A 17,697-nucleotide genomic window follows, 5' to 3' on the forward strand; every position below is an offset into this window, starting at 1 on the left:
AGCGTGACCGACATCTGGGAACCGCACGCCCCCGCCGCAGCCTCGGCGCTGCGCCCGCTGTCCGCCGAGGGGCTGGACCTCAGGGCGAGCGGAGCGGCCGCCGCCCGGGCGGTCGCCGACGGCGTGGTCGAAGTGACCGCGCGCGACGCGGGTCCGGTACGGATCGAATGGCGGGTGCCCTGCGTGGACGCCACCGCCTTCTGGACGCCCGAGCCGCGCGGCACCGGCGGGCTGCCCGCCGCCTGGAGCGCGCCGCGCCGCACCGGCCTCACCGCCGGCGCCCCGATCGCCGCGCTGGTCGGCACCGGGGACGTCGCGCTGTGCGCCTTCGCCGCCGACCGCCCCGACGTGCTGGCCGGGGCCGGAGTGGTCGAGGAGAGCGGCGAGTTCCGGTTCTGGGCCCAGGCCGACGGCGACCTCACCGTACGGATCGACACCTCCGGGCGGCACTTCGCCCGCTGCCTGGCCGACCTCGCCGCCTGGTGGGGCGCCGGCCGCACCGCCGACATCCCCGACGCCGCCCGCCGGCCCGCCTACTCGACCTGGTACTCGATGCACCAGGACGTCACCCCCCAGCGCGTCGAGGCCCAGGCCGCGCTCGGCAAGGAGCTCGGCCTGGACGTGATCATCGTGGACGACGGCTGGATGACCGCCGACCGCACCCGCGGCTACGCCCACTGCGGCGACTGGGAACCGGTCTCGCTGCCCGACACCGCCGCCCACGTCGAGCGGGTGCACCGGCTCGGCGTGCGCTACCTGCTCTGGTACGCGCTGCCGTTCATCGGCAAGGACAGCGCCGCCTTCGGGAAACTCGGCCATCACGCCCTCGCCGACGCCGCCCACCTGGGCGCGGTCGTGGCCGACCCGCGCCATCCCGAGGTCCGCGACTTCCTCGCCGACCGGCTCGCCCGCGCCGTCGAGGAGTGGGGCATGGACGGGCTCAAGGTCGACTTCGTCGACTGGTTCTCCCGCGGACCGGTTCCGGCCGCCGGCCCCGAGACGGACTGCGCGAGCGTCGACGAGGGCGTGGAGCGCCTGCTCGCCGCCATCCACCGACGGATCACCGCGGCCAACCCGGAGGCGATGGTCGAGCACCGCCAGCCGTACGTCAGCCCGGCCCTGTGGCCGTACGTCACCATGGTCCGCGCCACCGACTGCCCGCTCAGCCCGCAGGACAACCGGCAGCGGACCCTCGACCTGCGGCTCGCCGCGGGGCCCGTCCCGGTCCACTCCGACATGCTGATGTGGCACCGGGCCGAGCCGCCGGAGCAGATCGCCTGCCACCTGATCAACGTGCTGTTCTCGGTGCCGCAGGTCTCCGTCGACCTCGCCGCGCAGAGCCCGGCCCAGCGCGAGGCGATCGCCTTCTGGCTCGGCGTCTTCCGCGCCCATCTGGACACCCTGCAACTCGGCGAGCTGCGCCCGTCCCGCCCGGACCTCGGGTACCCGCTGGTGACGGCGGTGGGCGCGGGGACGGTGGTGGTGGCCCGGTACGCGGCCCTGCCGGTGGACGCCTCCGGCGACGACTGGCGGACCCTGCTGGTCGCCAACGCCGACGCCGACCCGGACGTCCGGCTGACCGGCGGCAGCGGGACGGCCGTCGCGACCGTGCGGGACGCCCGGGGGCGTATCGTCCGCGAGGGCGAGGTCGAGCTCGGCCTGGCCGCACCGATCCCCGTGCCGCGCGGCGGGCTGCTGACCCTGGCCCGCGCCTGACCGCGGCGCGGGCCTGACGCGGCTCGCCCGACCGACCCGCACACCTGGAGGACCGCATGCCCGCAGGAGCACCCCGGCCGCGCCGCGGCGCCACCACCATCGAGGAGGTCGCCCGGGCGGCCGGGGTCTCCCGGCAGACCGTGTCCAACGCGCTCAACGCCCCGCACCGGGTCCGCCCGGCGACGCTCGAGCGGGTGACCGCGACGATCCGCGAACTCGGCTACCAGCCCGACCAGTCGGCCCGCTCGCTGCGCAGCGGCGCCCGGCGCACCGTCGGCTACCTCGTCCCGGTGGACGACCCCCACGACCCCAACCCGCTGATGGCCGGCTTCCTGGAGGCCCTGGTCGACGCGGCCGGGGAGCAGGGCCTGCGGGTACTGCTGTTCCGCCCGCCCCGGGGAGCGGCGGACCCGGCGGCCGCCATCGACGAGCTGGTGGCGGCCCGCCAGGTGGACGGGCTGGTGCTGGCGGACGTGCTGGCCGAGGACGCCCGGATCGACCACGTCGCCCGGCTCGGCGTCCCGTTCGTCGCCTTCGGCCGGACCGGGCCCGCGCAGCCGCAGCACTGGGTGGACATCGCCAACGACGCGGCGATGGCCGCCGTGGTGCGCCACCTCGCGGCGCTCGGCCACCGGCGGATCGGGTACCTCGGGGCCGCCGAGGACCTGCCGTGGATGGCCGCGCGCCGGGCGGGCTTCCTGGCCGAGGCGCGCCGACTGGGCCTGTCCGCGGTCATGCCGCCCCGCCCGGGGCCGGCGGCCGTCCGGGCGCTGCTGCGCGGGCCGGAGCGGCCGACGGCCGTCGCGGCGGGCAGCGACCTGCTGGCGCTGGACGCGTACGAGGCGGTGCGGGCGGAAGGGCTGACGGTCGGGCCGGGCGGGGTCGCGGTCACCGGCTTCCACGACACGCCGCTCTGCCGCCACCTGCACCCGGCGCTCACCTCGGTGCGGCTGCCGTTGGGGACGATCGCCGCCGCGCTGGTGGGGCGGCTGCTCGACCAGGTGCGCGGGGCCGAGGCGCCCCCGGAGGGGCTGGAGGTGCCCACCGAGCTGGTGGTACGGGGGAGTTCGGGATCCGCACCGGCGCCGGGTGGTTCTTCCGGACCCGGGGTCCAGCCGGGCCTGGTAGCGCCCCGGCGCCCGCCGCGAGGGTGGGTGCCATGAACTCCACCTCCCACCCCACCGTCCTCATCACCGGCGGCACCAGCGGAATGGGCCTGGCCACCGCCCGCCTCCTCCTCACCACCGGCGCCCGGGTCGTGATCACCGGCCGTTCCGAAACCCGCCTCACCCGTGCCGCCGAGGAACTCGACGCCGGCGACCGCCTGCTCGCCGTCCGCGCCGACGCCACGGCGCCCGCCGACCTCGCCCGCCTCACCGCCACCGTCCGTGAGCGGTACGGCAAGCTCGACGGCGTCTTCGCCAACGCGGGAGTCGCCGGCTTCCAGCCGGTGCAGGACGTCGGCGAGGCCGACTTCGCCCGGATCGTCGACACCAACCTCAAGGGTGTCTTCTTCACGGTTCAGCACGCCCTGCCCCTGCTGGACGCGGCGGGCGGCGGCTCCGTCGTCCTCAACGCCTCCTGGACCCCGCACCGCGGCCTCCCCGGCGCGGCCGCCTACGCGGCGAGCAAGGCGGGCGTCCTCAGCCTCGCCCGCACCCTCGGCGCCGAACTGGCCGGGCGCGGCGTCCGGGTCAACTCCGTCAGCCCCGGCTACATCGTCACCGAGATGTTCCACGCCGCCGTCCCCGACCCGGCCGACCACGACCCGCTCCGCGCCCAGGTCCCGCTCGGGCGGCTGGGGCGGGCCGAGGACGTCGCGGAGACCGTCGCCTTCCTGCTCTCCGAGCGGTCCTCGTACATCACCGGGCAGGACATCGTGATCGACGGCGGCCTCGTCCCGGCCTTCCCCTCGCTCGCCGGCTGAGGCCGTGCCCGTGCCTGGTCCTGACGGGACCAGGCACGGCGGCGCCCGGCAGGCCAGAATCGTTCCCGTGAACCCGACCACCGCCCTCAGCGAATTCCTCCGCACCCGCCGCGCCCGCCTCCAGCCCGAGGACGTCGACCTCCCCGACTACGGCGGCCGACGCCGGGTCGCCGGCCTGCGCCGCGAGGAACTCGCCCACCTGGCCGGAGTCAGCGTCGACTACTACACCCGCCTCGAACAGGGCCGCGTCGGCAACCCCTCCGACGCCGTCCTCGACGCCGTCGCCCGAGCCCTGCGGCTGGCCCCCGACGAGTCCGGCCACCTCCACCGCCTCGCCCGCCCGGCCGGCCGCACCCGCCGCCGCGCCACCACCCGCCAGCAGCCCCGCCCCTCGCTGCTGCGGCTGCTCGACCAACTCGACCACACCCCGGCGATGGTGATGGGCCACCGGATGGACATCCTCGCCTGGAACCGCGCCGCGGCCGCCGTCTTCGGCGACTACGGCGCCCTCCCGCCCGAACACCGCAACATCGCCCGCATCACCTTCCTCGACCCGGCCTCCCGCGACCTCTTCGCCGACTGGACCACCTGCGCCAGGGAGAACGTCGCCTTCCTCCACCTGGAAGCCGGCCGCCGCCCCGACGACCCCCACCTCGCCGAACTCATCGGCCAACTCTGCCTCGGCAGCCCGGACTTCAACACCATCTGGGCCCAACACCCGGTCGCCGACAAGACCTCCGGCCGCAAACTCTTCCACCACCCCGTCGTCGGCCTCCTCGACCTCGCCTACGACACCCTCCGCCCCGCCGACGACCCCGACCAGGCCCTCATCACCTACACCGCCGACCCCGACACCCCGTCCGACGACGCCCTCCGGATGCTGCTGTCCTGGGCCGTCAGCCGCTGAGGAGACCTGGCCTGACCGGTGCGCTCGCATCAGTTCTGGCCCCGGAGCTCCGTTCCAGGCGTTCCGGGCGCTCCGGGCCCCCCAGGGGGCTGACCTCGCATGGCGTGGAGCAGGTTCTGTCGCGTTCCCACGGTGGAGGGATGGGTGGTTCCCAGCACCCGCTCCTGAGCGGCCAGCGCCTGGAGGAGCAGCTGCAACCCCTCGTTCCGGCGCCCGGCTTCCCAGTAGGACACGCCGAGGTTGGCGCGGGTGTTGAGGGTCTTGGGGTGGTCGGTGCCGAGGAGGCGCTCGCGGTCGGCGAGGACCCGCTCCTGGAGGCTCACGGCTTCGTCGGTCCGCCCGGCGCTCTGGTAGGCGGTGGCGAGGTTGGCGCGGGTGTTGAGGGTGTCGGGGTGGTCGGTGCCGAGGAGGCGCTCGCGGTCGGCGAGGAGGCGCTCAAGGAGGCTGCTGGCTTCGTCGGTCCGCCCGGCGATCTGGTAGGAGCCGGCGAGGTTGGCGCGGGTGTTGAGGGTGTGGGGGTGGTCGGTGCCGAGAACGCGCTCGAAGTCGCTCAGGAGGTGCTCAAGGAGGTTGACGGCTTCGTCGGTCCGCCCGGCGATCTGGTAGGAGATGGCGAGGTTGGCACGGGTGTTGAGGGTGTTGGGGTGATCGGCGCCGACGATGCGTTCGAGCCCGGTGTGGACCTGCTCCAGGAGTGCGACGGCCTCCACGTAGCGCCCGGCATCGAGGTACGAAGTGGCGAGGTTGGAAAGGGTGGAATGGGTGTCGGGGTGATCGGCGCCGAGGATGCGTTCGCGACTTCTGTGAACTTCCTCCAGGAGGGCGATGGCTGCGCTGGTCCGCCCGGCCTCCCCGTAGTAGGTGGCGAGGTTGTTCCGGGTGGTGAGGGTGTCGGGGTGATCGGTGCCGACCATGCGCTCCTGGTCGGCGAGGACGCGCTCTTCGAGCTCGATGGCCTCATGGAACCGCCCTGCGTTCGCGTAGTAGGTGGCGAGGTTGTTCCGGGTGGTGAGGGTGTCGGGGTGATCGGTGCCGACCATGCGCTCGCGGTCGGCGAGGACGCGTTCCTGGAGCTCGATGGCCTCGCCGATCCGCCCGGCGACGTAATAGGAGGCGGCGAGGTTGTTGCGGGCGTTCATGGTGTGCGGGTGGTCGGTGTCGAGCACGCGCTCGCGGTCGGCCAGTAGACGTTCCTGGAGCTCGATGGCCTCGCCGATCCGCCCGGCGACGTAATAGGAGGCGGCGAGGTTGTTGCGGGCGTTCATGGTGTCCGGATGGTCGGTGTCGAGCACGCGCTCGCGGTCGGCCAGTAGGCGTTCCTGGAGCTCGATGGCCTCGTCGGTCCGCCCGGCGAGGTGGTAACTGTGGGCGAGGTTGTGGCGCGCGTTGAACGTGCCGGGATCGTGAGGTCCGACGAGTCGTTCACTGGTGGCCGCGAGCCGGCTCCAGTAGGCGATGCCAGGCAGGTACAGGCCCGCGGCCAGGAGACTCAGGCCACTGCGGTGAAGCAACTGTTCTCCGGCGCCGGATCCGCCCCACAGCAGGTCACCCGTGTGGTCGGCCAGAGCATCGGTGTTGGTGCGCAGAACCGCGGCGAGATCGCGGTCGTCGTGGTCTTCCCCGGGCCATAGGCCGAGCAGGGCTTCGGCGGCCTCCCGGTGTGGTCGTCGGTCGGCGGGGACGCCGTCGAGGGTGGCCCGCGCCGTGAGGGCGTGGAGGGTCACCTCCCGGTGCGGGGACTCGGTGAGGGTGATGAGGTTGTAGTTGTGCAGCACGGCGAGGGCGTCGTGTGCCTCGTCCACGTCGACCGGAGTGCCGCGGGTGCTGCCGAGGTGGTCCAGCGCCGACCGGGTGGCCCACAGGGCCTGCGGATGGCCCCCCGGGTCGAGCAGCGCGGCGAGTTCCAGTGCAGGCCGGGCCAGGCCGACCGGCTCCTCCCGCTGGGCCGCGTCCAGGGAGAGCAGCAGGGCCGCCGTGACCGGCCCCCGGTAGCCGTCGGCGTCGGATCGGGCGGGCAGCACGGTGTCGAGCGTGCGGCTGCGGTTCCGGAAGAGCTGGAGGTAACGCCCGCTGCTGCGCCGGGTGTTGATCAGGTAGGCGGCGGCGTGGGCGAGGGCGAGCGGCAGGTGGCCGAGGGCTTCGGCGAGGTCGGCGGCGTGCTCGTCGAGGAGGTGGGCGCACCCCGCCCGCTCCATCCGCTCACGGAGGTAGGCGGCGGATTCGGCCGGAGAGTAGGTGCTGACCTCCACCAGCATCCGGTTGCCGCCGCTGCTCACGGCACCCCGGTGACGGGTGGTGGCGATGACCCGTCCGCGTCCGCCCCGACTCGTTCCCGGCCACAGCTCCTCCCCGGTGTGCTCGGTGGCGTTGTCGAGGACGATCAGCCAGCTGCGGTCGGTGGAGGCGAGCCAGGCGAGGAAGCGCTCGGCGTCCTCCTCGGCCGTCCCGGTCACTCCCGGCGCGCCGACTGCCACCGCGGCCCGGGCGTACCGGTCGGTGACGGCGGCGGGCTCGGCGGCGTCGAGCCACAGCACCAACTCGACGCCGGAGTCGACGGCTTCGCGCGCGTAGTGCGCCGCCAGCTGCGACTTGCCGACGCCTCCGCCGCCCGCCAGGACCTGGCTGAGCACGATCGTGCCGCACTGTTCGCGGGCCGCGTCGATGGCCTGCCGCAGCTCCTCCCGGGGCTGGAAGGCGGTGGCCCGGGGCGGGATCCGCCCGATCACCATCGGCCACTGCACCGCCGGCCGGTCGGCCCGGTGCACGGTCAGGTGCTGCGCTTGGTAGACGTCGCCCTGGACGGTGCTGTTGTCGACGGTGTTCCCGACCTGATCGTGCACCTGCTGGCCCCCACCATCCGGCGTGTTGAATGTCGTCATTATGGACGGCACCGCACTGCAGCACCTCATCCACGGGCTCCCCGCAGCCTTCGCAGCGGCCCCGCGCCCCACCGGCATCGACGCCTGCCCGTGCTGCCACGCGCCGGCCGAGGTCGAGCTGCTCCTGCGCGGCCCGCGCGAGCGGCTCGGGCCGGACGAGCTGATGCGCTACGCCACCTCGGCGCTGAACACCGTGGGCTCGCCCGGCGACTTCCGCTACTTCGCCCCCCGCATCCTCCAGCTCGTGCTGACCGGCGAACTCGCCGTCCCGGACCTGGAGGCGGTCGGCATCAAGCTCGCCCAGGCCGGCTGGTGCGACTGGCCGGAGGCCCCGTACCTGCGCCGGCTCCTGGACGCGCTCTGGCCGGACGCCCTCCACAACGCGCAGGAGTGGTGGGACGCCGAGTCCGTCCTCTGCGCCCTGGCCGCGGCCGACCCGGACGGCACCGGCGGCCGGCTAGCAGAATGGGCCCGCCTGGCGACCCCGACGGCCGTGGAGCGGCTGCACGAGCTCGCCCTCGCCGGGGGGCTCAAACCCTCGAACGCCTTCTGGGACGAACACAGCGCCCCGTACCGCTCCTTCGCCGCCTGGCTGCGCGGTCCTGAGCTCCAACTCGCCGTCGAGGCAGCCACGTTCCGGACGGACGACCCCACCCAACTCGAACAACTCTTCACCATCCATGACATCCTGGCGCCGTGACCCACGACACGGTGCCGCCACTGCTCGCGGTCGCAGTACTCCTGCTCGTCATCAAACTGGCCCGGGAACGGCGAAACGGCAAGCCCTTACGGCTATTTCCGCAATCGCTCCCGGCCAGGGCGACGACCGCGGCCGTCGTCGCCCTGGTGGTGGTCTCGGGAGTAGCGGCAGGTCAGCCCTGGGACGCGTCGGTCATCCCCGCCGTCGCGCTCGGCGGCCTGGTGGGCGCCTTCGTGGACCTCCGCCACCGCTGACCCCGGTGCTGCCGGGCCCTTCGACGCAGTCAAGCGGACACCGGAATATGAGCCTCAACTTACTGTTGTCCCAAGCGACAAGGTGGTCGTCTACCACGCTTCCGCCAATCGAGACGAGTCCGTCTTTCCTGCCGCGGACCGCCTCGACATCGCCCGGGCGCCGAACGATCACGTCAGCTTCGGCTTCGGCCCGCACTTCTGCGTAGGAGCGCGAATCGCCAGGGTTCAGATGGCGACCCTGATCCGTCGTGTCGTCGCCGAGCTGCCCGGCCTGGAGCTCGCTTCGGGAGCACCGCCGAAGCGACTCGTCTCCAACTTCCAGAACGGGTTGAAGGACCTGCGCATCCGTTGGCGATAGCGGGCGCGCTGCCGGCGGCAGCCCGGCGGGCCGGCATGGCTCCGCGATCGACGTGGTGATCGCGGCGGCCGAGCTTGATCTCAATCGAGGGGCGGGATTCGACCGGGCTCGGCGGGTTCGGAGGCGTGGGCGGCGGGCGGTTCGGCGCGCCGGATGGCGATGACGGCGGCGTCGTCGTTGAGGCGGTGGCCGACGTGGGCGAGGAGGTCGCGGCGGATGTGGTTGACGAGTGTCTCGGGGGAGCACTTGGTCCAGTGGGCGGCGCGGTCGGCGAGCGGGTAGAACTCGCCGGTGTCGTCGCGTGCCTCGGTGACCCCGTCGGTGTACAGCAGCAGGGTGTCGCCCCTTTCGAACGGGAAGTCGTCGCTCGGGTAGCTGCCGTCGCCGAGGTCGTTCACGCCGAGGGGTGGAGCGGCCGGCACGGAGTCGACGGGCAGCGCGCGGCCGTCGCGCAGCAGGAGGGGCGGCGGGTGTCCGCAGTTGGTCATGCGGGCGACGGGCTCGTCGTCGGGCAGGTCGAGGAGGATCGCGGTGATGAAGTGCTCGACGATGTCGCCGCTCTCCTGGGCGAAGTCGGTGAGGTAGCGCCCCACGTTGTGGTCGAGCGTGGACGCCAGGTCCGCCAGGCTGTCGTGTTGTGCGGCGATGAGGCGGAAGGCGCTGACCAGCAGGGCCGACTCTCCGACGGCCGCCAGGCCCTTGCCCCGGACGTCTCCGATGACCATGCGGGTTCCGCCCGCGGTGCGGGTGGCGGTGTAGAGGTCGCCGCCGATCTGTGTCTCCTTTTCGGCGGCGAGGTACATCGTGGCGATCCGAAGCGGCCCGATCTGTTCGGGCAGCGGCCGCAGCAGGGCGCGCTGGGCGGCTTCGGCGACCGACTGGGCGCGGGCGAGCTGTCTGGCCCGGTGATCGCGGATGGCGGTGAACATGACGATCAGGACGCACAGGACGGCCAGCGCGACGATCTGCGCGATGTGGTTGCTGGTGGTGATGCCGCCGTGGAGGAAGGCGATGAGGACCTGGGCGGCGATGGCCAGGGCTCCGACGAGGGCGGTCGGGCGCAGGCCGGCGAACGAGGGGGTGAGGGCAGGGGCGATCACCAGGAGCGGGCCGAGGTGGATGCTGGTCGGGGAGTGGAGATCGACCACGGTGATCGCCGCGATGAGGGCGAGCGGGATCATCAGCAGCGCCCAGCTCCGTTGTCCGCGCTGCTGATGGCGGGCCGCGCGTGCTCGGACTTCCATGTCCCCACTGTGCTCCTGCGGGTCGGCGAGCGCAGATGTGTCCGGGCGATGCGTGGTAACCGATCCACCGACCGTAGCCGCGCCGGTGTCGCCGCCCGCGCAGAACGGATCTCCACTGGAAGAGGCCCGGCGAGGCGCGGATGTCTCACCGGTATGCGCTGCCTGCCGCATTTTCACTTGGCTGGACTCATGGTGTCACACCTTGGACATGTCCGAAATGACGGCCCATAAGGGCTCTCGTTACGTTCGTCGCGGGTCGGTCACCCGGCCGACGTCCATTGACACAGAGAGACGGTGACATGCGCACGCGCACATTGGCTGTGGCCGCTGCCGGAATAGGCGCGGCGGCTCTTGCGACCACCGGTATCACCTACGCCCTCGCGGGATCCTCCTCGACCTCCCCGTCCGTCCAGCAGGCGGCCCGGTTCGTCGAACAAGTCGCCCCGGCGCCCCCGTCCGTCCAGTCGGCGGCCCAACCGGTCCAGCAAGCCGCCCCGGCCACGGCTGTCTCGGGCGGCGGCGAGAACGGCGGCGGCGAGAAGGGTGGCGGCGAGAAGGGTGGCGGCGAGAGGGGCGGCGGCGAAAACGGGGAGAAGCACGAGGGCCGCGACCGCCATGACGGCGGACGCGATCACGGCGGTCGCGGCCACGGGGAAGCGGGACGGATCCACTTCAACGAACGCACGTACTCCGCCGACGCCGAGGGATGCGTCACCGCTGCCAGCGGACTGGGCTCCAGTAGCTTCAGCATCTTCAACGACAGCCGGAAGGTCGTCGAGGTCTACCGCGGCTTCTCCTGCGACAACGGTTCTCCGGTCGCCACCGTGGGTCCCTACGGCGCCACCAACGGCGTGGTGACCCGTACCGCCCACGGGAGTCTGTTCGGTGGCGACGGCGCCGTGGGCAGCTTCCGGGTGATCGGCGACTACGACGAGTGGTGACGGCGCCGCCCGGAGCACGGTCGGCTCCCGGCCCCACCGAGCCCCACCGAGCCCCGCCGAGCCCCCGCCGAGAAGACGGCGAGAAGACGGCGAGCGCTCAGAGGACCGCGAGCGGATTGACCGGGGAGCCGGTGCCGCAGGGGATGTTCAGGGGCGCGGCGACGAGGAGGAACTCCCATCGTGCGGTGCGCGCGCACGCCTCGGCCAGCGGCTCCAGGTCCAGGTTGTCGATCAGCGGCAGGCCCAGGGCGGTGATGGCCAGCACGTGGACCGGCGAGTGGACGCCGTCGACGGGGCTCGGGCGCACGTCGCTGTCGCCGTCGCTGCCCAGTGCCGAGGCCCGTGACTCGCTCAGCACGCGCATCGCGCCGGGATGCAGTCCCGCGCTGAGGTCGTCCGGGTCCCACGCGCCCAGCCGCCGCCGTCGGGCGAGGTGGCCCGTGCGGACCAGGAGGATGTCCTGGGGGCGGAGCGGGCTGCCCTGTTCCTCGGCGCAGACCAGCAGCTCCGAGCCGCCGATCGCCTCTCCCGGCTCCAGCCAGGCCGTGCCGCGCAGGCGTGGCACGTCCAGCAGGACTCCTCGCCCCACCAGCCCGGGCAGCAGGTCGGTCACGGCGCCGTAGGCGGCACCTTGCGAGGAGAACACCTCCCGCGCCCGAACTCCCGCGAAGAGCAGTCCGCCGTACGCGATGTGGCAGAGCGCGTCCAGGTGCGTCTGCGCCTTGCCGTGGTAGTCGGAGGCGATGAAGTCCCGGTGCACGGTCGGCTCGGGGGCCGTGACGTCCGCCAGTTCGGTCATCTGGTGCAGTGCCGGCCTCTGGTTGTCGGGCCCCGGCACGCTGTCCCACGGCCGCCCCATGGCGACGACCTCACCCGTGCGTACGAGCCCGGCGGCCGCCACCCGTCGCCCCGCTTCGACCGGCCCGGGGAGCCGGTCGCGGCGCAGCCGCCGGAAGAGCGCGTCGAACTCGTCGCGGGTCATCGCCGGCCCGTTGGCACTGGTCATGGCACTCCTCAGCCCGGCCCCCGCTCTGCCGATGATGCGGTGACGGTCGCAAGACCGCCACCGTGCCGGGGGAGCGCGCGCGATCCGGCGGCGAACACCGCAAAGCGGGCAAAGCCCTAATATTGCATCGAAGGGTGCAGCTCCGTGGAAATGTGAGCGCTGTGGCGGCCATGACAGCTTCGGACGAGGCGGGGATCGGCCCCGTGCGGGCCCGTGAGCGGTTCATGCTCGGTGAACCGGTCGAGGGCGGCGTGCGGAGTCTGATCCTGAACTCCTGGCAACGCTGCCAGTCGATGGGGATCTCCCCGGAGGGGGCCGAGCTGCCGTACCGGCCGGACATCGATCTGGACGGCCCACTGGTCCGCGCGGCCGGACCCGTGCTGGACCGGCTGGCATCCAGGTTCGCCGGCAGCCGGATGAACGTGGCCCTGACCGACGCGGACGGGGTGGTGCTGCAGCGCCGTTTCGGCGATGCGTCCATGGCCGGGCAGCTGCCCGCGATCCAGAGCATCCCGGGCTTCGTGTTCGCCGAGCAGTACGGCGGGACCAACGGCATCGGGCTGGCGCTCACGGAACGGCGGCTCATCCAGGTCTCCGGGGCCGAGCACTTCGCCGAGCGCGGCCAGTCGAACGCCTGTACGGCGATTCCCGTCCGTGACCCCCTCAGCGGACGGATCGAGGGCGTCCTCTGCTTCGGCTATCCGCCCGCCTACGCGGACCCGCAGATGACGGACCTGATCCGCAAGGCCGCCACCGCCATCGAGCGGCGCCTGCTGGCGCAGAGCTCGGCGCGGGAGCGCACCCTGCTGCGCGCGTACCTCGATTCCAGGCGTCGCGCCCAGACCGACCAGGCGGCCGGGGACGGGTGCCCGGTCGGTCTGGACGAGCTGCCCCGGAGCGGGCTGGACCGGCGCGATCAGGTACTGCTCGAACAGATGGCCACCGAACTGATCTCCTCGGCCCGCCGCGCCGCGGTCGAGGTGACCCTTTCCCAGGGCCGGCTGGTCACCCTGCTGAGCCGCCCGGTGACCAGCCCGTCCGGGGTGGAGGGCTTCGTCATCGAGGCGATCCTGCACGGCGACACGCCGCCCCGGCCTGCCGCCCCGGACCAGGCCGGTCGGCCGGTCGGCCTGCCGGCGCCCGCCATGACCACCGTCCTCCCACCGCTGCGGCCCCCCGAGGGTGCCGTACCGGATCGCGGGGCCGAGGCGCCGTCCGCTCCCGCGCCCGACGCGGCCACCAGGCTGCTGCTGCTGGGCGAGCCGGGCGTGGGACAGTACGCCGTCGCGGCCCGCCGCCGCCTGGAGCTGCTGTCCGAGGCCAGCACCCGCATCGGCACCACCCTGGACGTGACCCGGACCGCCTGGGAACTCGCCGAGATGGCCGTCCCGCGGCTGGCCGACTACGTCACCATCGACCTGCCCGAGACCGTCCTGCGCGGCGAGGAGCCCATCGACCCCGTCAGCGAGCTGCACCGCACGGTGGTCCACGGCATCCGCGCCGACTGCCCCTTCTACCCGGTCGGCGAACGGGTCGACCTCAGCCCCACCACGCCCCACCGCCGCTGCCTGGCCAGCGGGCAGGCGGTGCTGGAACCCGATCTGCGCAGCGCCGCCGGCTGGATCTCGCAGGACCCCGAGGCGGCCGGGCGCCTCTTCGCGCACGACGTCCACTCCCTGATCGCCGTCCCGCTGCTGGCCCGCGGGGTCGTGCTGGGCGTCGCCGGCTTCTACCGCGCCCGGAACCCCGCCACCTACGGGGACGACGACCGCTCGCTGGCCCAGGAGCTGGCCACCCGCGCCGCCATCTGCATCGACAACGCCCGCCGCTACACCCGCGAACACGCCATGGTCCTGGCCCTGCAGCACAGCCTGCTCCCGCGCTGCCTGCCCGAGCAGAGCGCCATCGAGGTCGCCCACCGCTATCTGCCCGCCGAGTCCGGGGTGCGCGGGGACTGGTTCGACGTCATCCCCCTCTCCGGTGCCCGGGTCGCCCTGGTCGTCGGCGACGTCGTCGGCCACGGACTGCACGCCGCCGCCACGATGGGCCGCCTGCGCACCGCCGTGCACAACTTCGCCGAACTGGACCTCGCCCCCGACGAGCTCCTCACCCACCTGGACAACCTCGTGGGGCGCCTGGACCGGGACGAGGACGGCGTGGAGCCCGCCACCGGCAATGACGGCATCATCGGCGCGTCCTGCCTGTACGCCGTCTACGACCCGACCTCGCAGCGCTGCACGCTGGCCCGCGCCGGACACCCGCCACCCGCGGTGATCCACCCGGACGGCACGGTCACCGTCCCCGACCTCCCCGCCGGGCCCCCGCTCGGCCTGGGCGGCCTGCCGTTCGAAACGGCCGAGCTGCACCTGCCCGAAGGCAGTCAGCTGATCCTCTACTCCGACGGACTCCTCGAAGACGACCGCCGCGACCCCGACGCGGCCCTCGACCGCCTGCACACCGCCCTGGCCCACCCGAACCGCTCGCCCGAGGACGTCTGTCGCACGGTCGTGGAGGCCGTGGTACCCGAGCACCCGGCCGACGACGTCACGCTGCTCGTCGCCCGCACCCACGCCCTCGACCCCAGCCGGATCGCCACCTGGGACCTGCCGGCCGACCCGGCCCGTGTCGGCGACATCCGCGCCGCCGCCGCCCGCCGCCTGAGCGACTGGGGACTGGACGAGGCCGCCTTCGTCACCGAACTGCTGCTCAGCGAGCTGGTCACCAACGCCATCCGCTACGGCACCGAGCCCATCCAGGTCCGTCTGATCCGCGACCGTGCCCTGATCTGCGAGGTCTCCGACGGCAGCAGCACCGCCCCCCACCTGCGCCACGCGGCCACCACCGACGAGGGCGGCCGCGGCCTGTTCCTCGTCGCCCAGCTCACCCAGGCCTGGGGCACCCGCTACACGGCCAGGGGAAAGGTCATCTGGGCCGAATGCGCCCTGGAGGCGTCCGACGGCATTCCCGACCTCTTCGAGAGCCACTTCTTCGGGAACCAGTTCGCCGACATTCCCGAAATCGGATGACCCGCCCCCGGACGTGACCCGCCCTCCGGACGTCACCGGCCACCGTGGCGTGTCAACACCACGGCGGCCCAGCCGAGCTGGTAGGAACGGTGGTTCATGCACGACACCTCCGCCCCCCTGGCGGGCCCACCCGCGGGCCGCGACCCACTCGTCCGCATCCGCGGCCTTCGCAAGCGTTTCGGCGGCACTCCCGCGCTGGCCGGGATCGACCTCGACATCCACCGCGGCAGCGTCCTGGCCCTGCTCGGTCCGAACGGCGCCGGCAAGTCCACCCTCATCCGGACACTCGCCGGGATCCACCACCCGGACCAGGGCGAGGTGACGGTGGCCGGGCACCCGCTCGGCACCCAGGCCGCCGCCCGTCGGATGGCCTTCATCCACCAGGACCTCGGTCTCGTCGAGTGGATGACGGTCGCCGAGAACATCGCCCTGGTCGCCGGCTACCCGCGCCGTCACGGGCTGGTCTCCTGGCGGCGGACCCGGGAGCGTTGCGCCGACGCCCTCGCCCTGATCGCCGGGCACCTCGACGCCGACGCACGGATCGCCGACCTCGCCCCCGCCGAGCGCTCGCTGGTCGCCATCGCCCGCGCGCTGGCGACGCGGGCGGAGCTCATCGCCCTGGACGAGCCGACCGCCGGCCTCCCCGCCGCGGACTGCGCCCGGCTCTTCGCCGTCCTGCGCGCCCTGCGCGACCGGGGGCACGGCATCGTCTACGTCACCCACCGGCTCGACGAGGTCCACCAGGTCGCCGACACCTTCGCCGTCCTGCGCGACGGCCGTCTGATCAGCTCCGGCCCGCTCGCCGGCCACAGCCGTCGGCGCCTGGTCCACGACATCGTGGGCCGCGAACCGGTCGGCCGCCGGGCCGCCCCGCTCGCCCCCGCCGCGGGCCCGGTGGTGCTGAGCCTCGACGCGGTGCGGACCACCGACGCCGGGCCGGTCAGCCTGAAGCTGCGCGCGGGCGAAATCCTCGGCATGGTGGGCCTCACCGGCGCCGGCCACCTCGACCTGGGCCGCGCCCTCGCCGGATCCCGTCCGATCCTCGGCGGGCGGGCCCTGCTCGACGGCCGACCGTACACCCCGCGCACGGTGGCCGATGCCGTCGACTCCGGCGTCGGCCTGGTCACCGGCAACCGTCAGGAGGAGGGCTGCGCCGCCGAACTGACGGTCCGTGAGAACCTTCTGGCGAACCCCCGGCTGGCCGGCCGGCCGACGCCGCACTGGATCAGCCCCCGGCGCGAGCGGGCCCAGGCCGCCGCCCTGATCGAGCGGTTCTCGGTGCACCCCCGCGACAGCGAGGCGCCGATCGCCACGCTGTCCGGCGGGAACCAGCAGAAGGTCATGATCGGCCGGTGGCTCCGGGTGCACCGGCGGCTGTTGATCCTCGAAGAGCCGACCGCCAGCGTCGATGTCGGCGCCAAGGCCGAGCTCTACCGCCTGCTCGACCAGGCGCTGGCCGACGGCCTCGCGGTCCTGCTCGTCTCCACCGACTTCGAGGAGGTCGCGACCGTGTGCCACCGTGCCCTGGTGTTCGTCCGCGGAACCGTGACCGCCGAGCTGACCGGCGCGACCCTCACCGTCACCGAACTCACCTCCGCAGCCTCGGCCATGCCCCCCGTCACCGGCGGTGACGGCGACCGGCGTGCGACAGGCCGATGACCGAGCCCCCCTTCCGCCGTTCCCCGCAGGGCCGCCGGCGCGGACACCTGATCGGCAGCTACGGCCTGCCGGTCCTCGCCGTCCTGCTGTTCCTGATCTTCTCCGTCGCGCGGCCGAACACCTTCCCCACCCTCGACAACGTCTCCTCGATCCTGTCCAACCAGTCGATCCCCGCCATCCTCGCGCTCGGTGCGACGATCCCCATCGCCACCGGCAACTTCGACCTGTCCATCGGCTACGGCCTCGGTCTCGCGCACGTCGTGGTGCTGCGGCTCGTCGTCGACGGCGACTGTCCCTGGCCGCTCGCCTGCCTGGCCGTGATCCTGGGCGGAGCGGCCTTCGGGGCCCTCAACGGCGTCCTCGTCGAGTTCGGGCGGATCGACTCCTTCATCGCCACGCTCGGCACCGGCAGCATCCTGTACGCCTTCACCGGCTGGATCACCGGCGGCGCCCGGGTCCTCCCCGGCACCGGCGGCCTGCCGGTCGCCTTCACCGACCTCTACGACTCCACGTTCCTCGGACTGCCGGTGTCCGCCTCCTACGTGCTCGCGCTCGCGGCCGTCCTGTGGCTGCTGCAGGAGCGGCTGCCGCTCGGCCGGTACCTGTACGTCATCGGCTCCAACCCGCGTGCCGCCGAACTCGTCGGAATCCCCATCCGCCGCTACAGCGTCTACGCCTTCGCCGGATCGGGCCTGGTCGTCGGTTCCGCGGGTGTCCTGCTCGCCGCGCAGCAGCAGATCGGCAACCCGAGCGTCGGCCTGGAGTACCTGTTGCCCGCCTTCGTCGGCGCGCTGCTCGGCTCCACCGCGATCAAACCCGGACGCGCCAACGCCCTGGGCACCGTGGTCGCCGTCGCCGTCCTCGCCATCGGTCTGGCCGGTATCGGGCAGCTCGGCGCCGACTTCTGGGCCGTGCCGCTGTTCAACGGCGCGACGCTGCTCCTCGCCGTCGGCCTGGCCGGCTACTCCGCACGCCGCCGGCTGCGGGCCGGTGCCGCCGAGCACCGCGGTCCGCTCACGCCGCCGTCGACGGACGCGGCTCCCTCCCGGGACACGCCGTGAAGCGCGCTGCCGCGACCGT

General features: G+C 73.4%; 14 protein-coding genes. 11 read left to right on the forward strand and 3 right to left on the reverse strand.

All coding sequences use genetic code 11. The features are described 5' to 3' along the window. Window positions 1-3: 3 nt before the first annotated feature. From O1G21_RS32345 to O1G21_RS32360, 4 genes are all read left to right on the forward strand, one after another. The gene (locus O1G21_RS32345; RefSeq protein ID WP_270148656.1) at window positions 4-1,716 is read left to right on the forward strand and encodes a glycoside hydrolase family 36 protein; all 1,713 of its coding nucleotides are present in this window, start codon (window positions 4-6) and stop codon (window positions 1,714-1,716) included. A 56-nt stretch (window positions 1,717-1,772) separates the two neighbouring features. Further along, the gene (locus tag O1G21_RS32350) at window positions 1,773-2,879 is read left to right on the forward strand and encodes a LacI family DNA-binding transcriptional regulator (RefSeq protein ID WP_270148658.1); all 1,107 of its coding nucleotides are present in this window, start codon (window positions 1,773-1,775) and stop codon (window positions 2,877-2,879) included. Then, window positions 2,876-3,643, forward strand: coding sequence for an SDR family NAD(P)-dependent oxidoreductase (locus O1G21_RS32355; protein WP_270148659.1), 768 nt, complete (start codon window positions 2,876-2,878; stop codon window positions 3,641-3,643). The genes O1G21_RS32350 and O1G21_RS32355 overlap by 4 nt, the downstream gene beginning before the upstream one ends. A gap of 67 nt (window positions 3,644-3,710) precedes the next feature. After that, the gene (locus O1G21_RS32360) at window positions 3,711-4,550 is read left to right on the forward strand and encodes a helix-turn-helix domain-containing protein (protein WP_270148660.1); all 840 of its coding nucleotides are present in this window, start codon (window positions 3,711-3,713) and stop codon (window positions 4,548-4,550) included. Between the two features lie 29 nt (window positions 4,551-4,579). Here O1G21_RS32360 and O1G21_RS32365 read toward each other — a convergent pair whose 3' ends face one another. Then, window positions 4,580-7,390: a tetratricopeptide repeat protein gene (locus O1G21_RS32365; protein WP_270148661.1), complete on the reverse strand. Its 2,811-nt coding sequence runs from the start codon at window positions 7,388-7,390 to the stop codon at window positions 4,580-4,582. A gap of 40 nt (window positions 7,391-7,430) precedes the next feature. Here O1G21_RS32365 and O1G21_RS32370 point away from each other — a divergent pair, with 40 nt between their 5' ends. The 3 genes from O1G21_RS32370 to O1G21_RS32380 all read left to right on the forward strand — a co-directional run bounded on the left by O1G21_RS32370 (window position 7,431) and on the right by O1G21_RS32380 (window position 8,741). Then, a complete protein-coding gene (locus O1G21_RS32370; protein WP_270148662.1) occupies window positions 7,431-8,129 on the forward strand; it encodes a hypothetical protein in 699 nt (232 codons plus the stop codon). Next, the gene (locus tag O1G21_RS32375; protein WP_270148663.1) at window positions 8,126-8,383 is read left to right on the forward strand and encodes a hypothetical protein; all 258 of its coding nucleotides are present in this window, start codon (window positions 8,126-8,128) and stop codon (window positions 8,381-8,383) included. Before O1G21_RS32370 ends, O1G21_RS32375 begins: the two co-directional genes overlap by 4 nt. Window positions 8,384-8,465: 82 nt before the next feature. Continuing rightward, entirely contained in the window at window positions 8,466-8,741 is a 276-nt protein-coding gene (locus O1G21_RS32380; RefSeq protein ID WP_333493516.1) for a cytochrome P450, read from the forward strand. A gap of 80 nt (window positions 8,742-8,821) precedes the next feature. Here O1G21_RS32380 and O1G21_RS32385 read toward each other — a convergent pair whose 3' ends face one another. Next, window positions 8,822-9,985 carry a PP2C family protein-serine/threonine phosphatase gene (locus O1G21_RS32385; RefSeq protein WP_270148664.1) on the reverse strand — a complete coding sequence of 388 codons (1,164 nt, stop codon included), beginning with the start codon at window positions 9,983-9,985 and terminating at the stop codon, window positions 8,822-8,824. 299 nt (window positions 9,986-10,284) lie between these two features. Here O1G21_RS32385 and O1G21_RS32390 point away from each other — a divergent pair, with 299 nt between their 5' ends. Further along, window positions 10,285-10,926, forward strand: coding sequence for a hypothetical protein (locus O1G21_RS32390; RefSeq protein ID WP_270148665.1), 642 nt, complete (start codon window positions 10,285-10,287; stop codon window positions 10,924-10,926). Window positions 10,927-11,023: 97 nt separating this feature from the next. Here the strand turns inward: O1G21_RS32390 and O1G21_RS32395 are convergent, their stop codons facing one another. After that, on the reverse strand, window positions 11,024-11,932 hold the full coding sequence (locus O1G21_RS32395) for a cyclase family protein (RefSeq protein WP_270148666.1): 909 nt from the start codon (window positions 11,930-11,932) through the stop codon (window positions 11,024-11,026). A 170-nt stretch (window positions 11,933-12,102) separates the two neighbouring features. Between O1G21_RS32395 and O1G21_RS32400 the strand changes: the two genes are divergently transcribed. The 3 genes from O1G21_RS32400 to O1G21_RS32410 all read left to right on the forward strand — a co-directional run bounded on the left by O1G21_RS32400 (window position 12,103) and on the right by O1G21_RS32410 (window position 17,678). Beyond that, window positions 12,103-14,958, forward strand: a complete 2,856-nt coding sequence (locus tag O1G21_RS32400) for a SpoIIE family protein phosphatase (protein ID WP_270148667.1) — start codon at window positions 12,103-12,105, stop codon at window positions 14,956-14,958. Between the two features lie 96 nt (window positions 14,959-15,054). Continuing rightward, on the forward strand, window positions 15,055-16,617 hold the full coding sequence (locus O1G21_RS32405; protein WP_270148668.1) for a sugar ABC transporter ATP-binding protein: 1,563 nt from the start codon (window positions 15,055-15,057) through the stop codon (window positions 16,615-16,617). Further along, window positions 16,614-17,678, forward strand: a complete 1,065-nt coding sequence (locus O1G21_RS32410; RefSeq protein WP_270148669.1) for an ABC transporter permease — start codon at window positions 16,614-16,616, stop codon at window positions 17,676-17,678. Before O1G21_RS32405 ends, O1G21_RS32410 begins: the two co-directional genes overlap by 4 nt. The last annotated feature ends 19 nt before the right edge of the window (window positions 17,679-17,697 follow it).

The organism is Kitasatospora cathayae, assembly GCF_027627435.1.
Classification (GTDB): domain Bacteria; phylum Actinomycetota; class Actinomycetes; order Streptomycetales; family Streptomycetaceae; genus Kitasatospora; species Kitasatospora cathayae.